A 6,186-nucleotide genomic window follows, 5' to 3' on the forward strand; every position below is an offset into this window, starting at 1 on the left:
CCTATCGGGCGTCGTCGGGGCTGCTGTACCAGTCGGGCTGGGTGGGGTAGTGGGGGCCGTCGTAGACCTCCAGGAGGATGGACTCCTCCTCGGCGAGGGTCGGGCCGTGCAGGCTGCCCTTGGGGTTCCAGTAGAAGGAGCCCTCGGTGAGGGTCAGCCCCGTCGGCAGGTAGGTGTAACGGCCCTTGAGGCAGAACATGAACTGGTTCGAGGCGTGGGAATGGCGCGAGGGGATGCCGGACCCCTTCTGGAAGCGCACCAGGGAGATGGAGGCGCCGGTCTCCTCGTTGCGCCACAGGGCCTTGTGGGTCAGACCCTCCAGGGTCTTGTCCAGCCACTCCAGGTCCTGGGTCTGCAGGAGGATCTCGCGGAAGCGGAAGAGCGCCGAGCCGTCCGGCCCCTTCACCGCCTGCTCGCGGGAGCGGTCGGGGCCCTCGCCGCCGTAGGCGGCGGGCTCGGACAGGTTCTCGGCCCACTCCTCGGCCGAGACGGCTTCGGGACGCGGTGGCGCGGGGATCAGTCCGGGTGCGAGGTCAGTCATGGGTGTGCTCCTGCTTGTCGTCCCGGGCGTTTTCGCCGAGTACCTTCAGCTCGACCAGTCGGCTGCGGTAGCGGGATGTGCCGCGGTTGGTGAGCATGTGGATCTCGCCCGGCTCGCGGTACACGACCCCGCCGGCCGCTTCGTGGACCAGCCGGGGCTCACCGCCGGCCAGGGCGTCGATGCGGTTGTCGGCCGCTTCGAGGGCGATGACGAGATACGGGTTGAGGTGCTGGTGCCAGGGCTGGTTGGCGCCCGGCTCCAGGGTGATCTCCCAGACTCGTACATGCTCGTTCTCGAAGACGATCTCCTGGCCGACGGGGGCCAGTTCGATCTTCGTGCCGTCGGGGGCGAGGGCGGTGGTCATGGTGGGATGACTCCTCACTGGTCGTCAGACGCGGGGCACGGGACGGCCCGTGATCCGCCCGTAGAGCTCCGCCGCCCGGTCGTGGCCGTCGCCGGGCACGTAGGGGACGATGGCGGCGACATGGCCGTCGGGGCGGAGCAGGACGAGGGTGTCGTCGGCGACGCCGAAGCGCCGCCGGACCCGCTCGCCGGGGTCGAAGAGCGCCCGGTCGCGCAGCCCGGAGTCGTGCGGCGCGTCCCAGCGGCTGACCGCGTAGTGGCGCAGCGCCGGGGAGTTCTGCGCCGGGACGGCGGGGCGGCGGCGGGTGTCGGTGAAGTACAAGGCCACGAAGGCGTCGGCCGCCAGATCGTGCAGGTACACCTGTCCCTCCGGCCCGAACAGGGGCAGGTCGGGCGCGCGGTCGCCGGGCGCGACCGGGACCGGCCGGTCACCGGTCTTGACCATGGACCAGTCGCCGGAGCCGTCCACGTCCAGGCGGACGCCCAGCAGCGCCCGGGTGAAGGCGTTGCCCCAGTTCCCGTCGGTCATGGCTTCCAGGGCGCCGCCCCGGCGGTCCATGTAGGCGCGGGCGGCCTCCGCCATCTCGCCGCTGCCCTGGATCGCGAGGGGCGCCTGTTCCTTCTCGTACGCGGTGAGCAGTGACTCGTCTGCCCAGCCGCGCCGCACCCAGGCCAGCCGCCAGGGCAGGTTGGACGCGTCCAGGACGCCGGTGTTCAGACCGAGCGCCCACATCGGGGTGATCAGGTGGGCGGCGTCGCCCATCAGGAAGACCCGGCCGTCGCTCCAGCGGTCGGCGACGCGGTGGTGGACGGTGTAGATGTTGGTGCCGAGGATCTCCAGGTCCTCGACCTCGCCGATGAACCGGCGTGCCTTGGCGGCGAGTTCGTGCCGGTCGGGCTCCGGGCGGCCGGGGGCCAGCGGGTACAGGAAGCGCCAGCAGTGCGGCTGACGCACCAGGATCATCCACTCCTCGGGGTCGCCGAAGTACGCGAGGTAGGGGTAGTCGCGGGGGCTGTCGACGTCGAGGTCCACCTTCAGGTCGACCAGCATGTAGCGCTCTTCGAGGGTGCGGCCCTCGACGGTGATGCCCAGGTCCTCGCGCACCTGCGAGCGTCCGCCGTCGCAGGCGAGGAGGTGGCGGGCGCGGAAGGTGCGCTCGCCGCCGGGGGTGGCCAGCCGGAGTTCCACGTGGTCGTCGTGCTGGGTGAAGCCGGTCAGCCGGTGGCCCATGTGCAGGACGCCGGGTGCCTTCTTCTCCAGTGACGTGCGCAGCACCGGTTCGAGGTGGTGCTGGGGGATGTTGACGACGAAGGGGAAACGGGTGTCCTCCGTCAGGTCGCCCGTGCGCACGCTGAGCGTCGGGGTGTTGGTGGCGCGGTCGAGTTCGCCGATCTCGTCGACGCGCAGGGACGCGCCGAGGACCTCGCCCAACGCGCCGTAGCGGTGGAGCACTTCGAGGGTGCGGGTCAGCACCGTGCCGGCCTTGGTGTCCAGGGACAGCCGGTCGTCCTCCTCGAAGACGACGACGGGGACGCCGTACTGGACGAGTCCGAGGGCGGTGATCAGGCCGATGGGTCCGGCGCCGATGACGGCGACGGGAAGTTCGTCGATGTCGTACGCGGTCATGAGACTCACCCCTTTCCGAAGGCGCGGTCGCGGGTCAGCGTCGAGCCGGTCATCGTGGCCGCCTCGGACAGCAGGTAGAGCAGCGGGCCCACGACGTCCTCGGGGGTGCCGATGCCGGTGGTCCGCTCCCAGTGCTCGCGCTCACCGCCCGTCGGGTTCGCCGCCTGGAACTGCGGGGTGTCGATGACCCCGGGGAAGACGGTGTTGACACGGACGCGGTGTCCGGCGACCTCCGCGGCCAGGGACTTCGCGAAGGGGATGAGGGCGCCTTTGCTCGCCGCGTACGCGGAGGCCTCGGCACGCCCCATGTGAGCGAGCCCCGAGGCGAAGACGACGATGGCCCCGGACCGCTGTTCGATCATGTGCGGCAGCACGGCCTGACAGCTCCAGACCACTCCGTCGAGGTTGACGGCGAGGGTGCGGCGCCATTCCTCCGGGCGGGTGTCGACGACCGGTGTGCGCGGCTGTACGGCGGCACCGGCGACCAGGGCGTCGACGCGGCCGTGCGCGGCCACGATCTTCCCTACGGCGGTCAGGACGGCGTCGCGGTCGGAGACATCGGTCCGGTACTGCTCGATGCCCTCGACACCGTCCAGCTCTTCGGCGGGGGAGACGTCCAGGACCGCGACGGTGCCGCCGGCGGCGGCGTAGCCGCGGGCCAGGGCTGCGCCGATACCGTGGGCGCCGCCGGTGACGACGAGCACCTCACCCGAGGCGTCGAATCGGACTTTCATGATCAGCGGGCTCCTACTGGTTCCGGGTCAACGGCGGCGGCAGCGTCGGCCGTTGTGAATGAGCTGTTGCGCCACCATGTGTCCCGAGCCGCCGCCGAGACCGGGGCCGGGGTGGGTGGAGGCGCCGATCTGCCACAGCCCGGGAACCGGTGTGGCATGCCGGGCGGCGCCGGGCAGCGGGCGCCACAACAGGTTCTGGTCGAGTTCGGCGCTGCCCCCGTACGGGTCGCCGGCCACCGCGTTGGGGTTGTACGAGGCGAGGTCGTCCGGGGTGACGACGTCCCAGGCGAGCACCTTGTCGGCCAGGTCGGGGGCGTGGCGGGCCACGCGGGCCAGGACCCGCCGGGCATAGCCCTCGGCCAGTTCCTTCGTCCAGCCGCCGGTGGTGTCGAGTTCACCGGCCGCGTCCCCGGTCGGCACGTAGGGCACCTCCTGCAGTTGCAGCCAGAGGGCGGCCCCGCCCGGGGGGACGCGCGTGGGGTCGAGGACGTGCTGCTGGCCGACGACGACCGTGGGGCGGCGCGGCAGCAGTCCCGCCTCCGCCTCCGCGCACGCGATCCCGGTGCTCGCCGATCCGTCGCTCAGGTGCACCAGGGGCACGTCGGCCAGCCGGTCGTCGTTCCAGGTGGGCGGGGCGGAGAGGGCGACGTGGATCTGCATCGCCGCGCGCCCGTACCTAAAGCGCCGGGCCTGGTCGCGCACGGCGGGCGGGACCTGGGCCGCCCGCGGCAGCAGGCCGCCGTACAGGGCGCTCGGGGTGACCGAGGCGAGGACGGCGCGGCGGGCATGAACGGTCTCGCCGCCGCAGATGACACCGGTGACCTTGCCGTCGGTGAGGAGCAGCCGCTCGACGGGCTGTCCGGTGCGGATGTCGACGCGCAGTTCGCGCAACAGCGCCTCGAAGGCCCCGACGAGGTTCTCGGCGCCGCCCGCGACCACCGGCAGACCGAAGCCGTGCATGGTGGCGGCGAACAGGGGGATCATCAGGCCCCCGGAGGCATGGTCGGGCGACAGCCCGCCGTGCAGGAGCCAGGGCGCCCACAGCAGGTCCGTCTCGTCGCCGCGGAAGGTGCTGCGGCAGTACGACCGGGCGCTGGTGAGGGTGGCGCGCAGCCACTCCTCGCTGCCGCTGAGCCGTTCCTGACGCAGCAGCCGCAGCACGTGCTTCAGCATCCGGCGCGAGCGCAACTCGCCGCCCATGAAGCCGCCGATGGCGTCGGCGTTGTCGAAGAACCGCCCCAGCATGGCCTGGTAGGCGTCCCGGTCCTCGGCGTGCGCGAACGCCTCCACCGTGACGGCCGGATCGCGGTGGGCGAGGACGACACGGCCGTCGTCGGCGACGGTGCCGGAGAAGTACCCGTCCGTGTTGCGGTACTCCAGGCCGTGGCGGTGCAACTCCTCGCCGAGGGTGGCGTAGGCGCCGCCGGAGACGAACAGGGGGTGCCAGGAGGAGTAGGTGTCGTGCAGGTAGCCCGGCAGGGTGCGCTGCTCGGTGGCGATGAAGCCGCCCAGCCGGTCGTTGCGCTCCACCAGGGCCACCGACCAGCCGGCCCTTGCCAGTTCGGCGGCGGCGACCAGGCCGTTCACACCGGAACCGACGACCACTGCGTCGACCGTACGGGTCATGGACACTCCTCGGACTTGTCGTTCGGTGAGGCTGCTCAACAGGGGACGCCCAGGGCGATGCCCAGCGTCTCGGCGGTCTTCTGCAGGGCCTCGAGGACGCTGGCGTCGAGCGGTACGCCCGTGTCGCGTGCGGCGGCCTGGCGCTCGGCCTCCAACTGGCCAGGAAGCAGCAGCCGTTCGGTGCCCGGAGCCTTCGGCGAGCTGGTGATCTGGTCGGTGAGCGCGGCGACGCGGTGCGCGAAGGCGTTCTTGTCGCCGAACGCGGAGACGTCCAGCGCGAGGAAGAAGTGCGCGCAGTCGTTCGGCGTCGCGGTGTCCGCGTACAGGCCGTTGACCCCGCTTCCGAAGCCGCCGCCGGAGAGCACGCCGGTCAGCACGTCGACCACGAGGGCCAGGCCGTATCCCTTGTGCCCCGCCGCGGGCAGCAGCAGACCGGCGAGGGCGGCCTCGGCGTCCGTGGTCGGCGTGCCCGCCGCGTCGGTGGCCCAGGTCGGCGGGATGGCACGGCCCTCCTGGGCCGCGAGCCGGATCTTGCCCAGCGCGGCCTCCGAGAGGGCCATGTCGAGCAGGACCGGCTCCCCGTCCATGGTCGGGATGCCGAAGGCCAGGGGGTTGTTGCCCACGACGGCGGCCGCTCCCCCCGGGGCCGGCATCAGCGGGCGGGTGTTGGCCGCGGCGATGCCGACGCAGCCGGCGGCCGCGGCGGCGCGGGCGTAGCGGTAGGCGCCGCCGAAGTGGAAGGCCCGGCGCACGGTCACCGCTCCGATGCCGTAGGTGCGGGCCTTGTCGATGGCCAGGTCCATCGCCTGGTCGCCGGTGAGCTGACCGAGGGCGTGCCGGGCGTCCAGCACGGCGATCGCACCCGCGTCCACGACGACCTCGGCGTTCTCGTGGGTGCTCACCGACCCCTTGCGGAGCCGCTCGACGTACATCGGCACCAGCAGCACACCGTGCGAGGGGGTGCCGCGCAGGTCCGCTTCGACCAGGCTCTCGGCCACGACCGACGCGGCGCGCGGGGAGAGACCCGCGGCGGCGAAGACCGTGCTGACGGCTTCGGCCAGCCATTCGGGCGAGACGGTAATGCGATCGCTCATTCGGGATCTCCACACGGTGGCTGACGTTCGAAATCACAGGGCCGCGGGTGCAACCTGCGGGCGGCCGTGAAGCTGCCAAGAAATTACGGGCGCGGGAATTCACTCGCTATCCGCAGAACGCGGTCCGCAGTCCACTTTCCGCTGGTTCGTTATCCGGACAGCGCGGTGCGCATGTCGGCTGGTGGGAATCCCTGGCGCTTC

The 6,186-nt window shown here is 72.0% G+C and carries 6 protein-coding genes; all 6 read right to left on the bottom strand.

All coding sequences use genetic code 11. The annotated features are described in order from the left end of the window. Nucleotide 1: 1 nt before the first annotated feature. The 6 genes from MKW14_RS33365 to MKW14_RS33390 are packed head-to-tail and all read right to left on the bottom strand — an operon-like array spanning nucleotide 2 to nucleotide 5,985. Complete coding sequence (locus MKW14_RS33365; protein ID WP_240869206.1) at nucleotides 2-541, bottom strand: cupin domain-containing protein; 540 nt, start codon at nucleotides 539-541, stop codon at nucleotides 2-4. Further along, nucleotides 534-905 (bottom strand): cupin domain-containing protein, encoded by a 372-nt coding sequence (locus MKW14_RS33370; protein ID WP_240869209.1) that lies wholly within the window; start codon nucleotides 903-905, stop codon nucleotides 534-536. The genes MKW14_RS33365 and MKW14_RS33370 overlap by 8 nt, the downstream gene beginning before the upstream one ends. A gap of 24 nt (nucleotides 906-929) precedes the next feature. Further along, nucleotides 930-2,531: an FAD-dependent monooxygenase gene (locus MKW14_RS33375; protein ID WP_240869211.1), complete on the bottom strand. Its 1,602-nt coding sequence runs from the start codon at nucleotides 2,529-2,531 to the stop codon at nucleotides 930-932. A gap of 5 nt (nucleotides 2,532-2,536) precedes the next feature. Continuing rightward, the gene (locus MKW14_RS33380; protein WP_240869214.1) at nucleotides 2,537-3,265 is read right to left on the bottom strand and encodes an SDR family NAD(P)-dependent oxidoreductase; all 729 of its coding nucleotides are present in this window, start codon (nucleotides 3,263-3,265) and stop codon (nucleotides 2,537-2,539) included. Between the two features lie 27 nt (nucleotides 3,266-3,292). Further along, nucleotides 3,293-4,891, bottom strand: a complete 1,599-nt coding sequence (locus MKW14_RS33385; protein WP_240869217.1) for a phytoene desaturase family protein — start codon at nucleotides 4,889-4,891, stop codon at nucleotides 3,293-3,295. Between the two features lie 35 nt (nucleotides 4,892-4,926). Beyond that, the gene (locus tag MKW14_RS33390) at nucleotides 4,927-5,985 is read right to left on the bottom strand and encodes an Ldh family oxidoreductase (protein WP_240869220.1); all 1,059 of its coding nucleotides are present in this window, start codon (nucleotides 5,983-5,985) and stop codon (nucleotides 4,927-4,929) included. Between the last annotated feature and the right edge of the window lie 201 nt (nucleotides 5,986-6,186).

The sequence above is a fragment of the Streptomyces gilvus genome (assembly GCF_022513565.1).
Classification (GTDB): Bacteria; Actinomycetota; Actinomycetes; order Streptomycetales; family Streptomycetaceae; genus Streptomyces; species Streptomyces gilvus.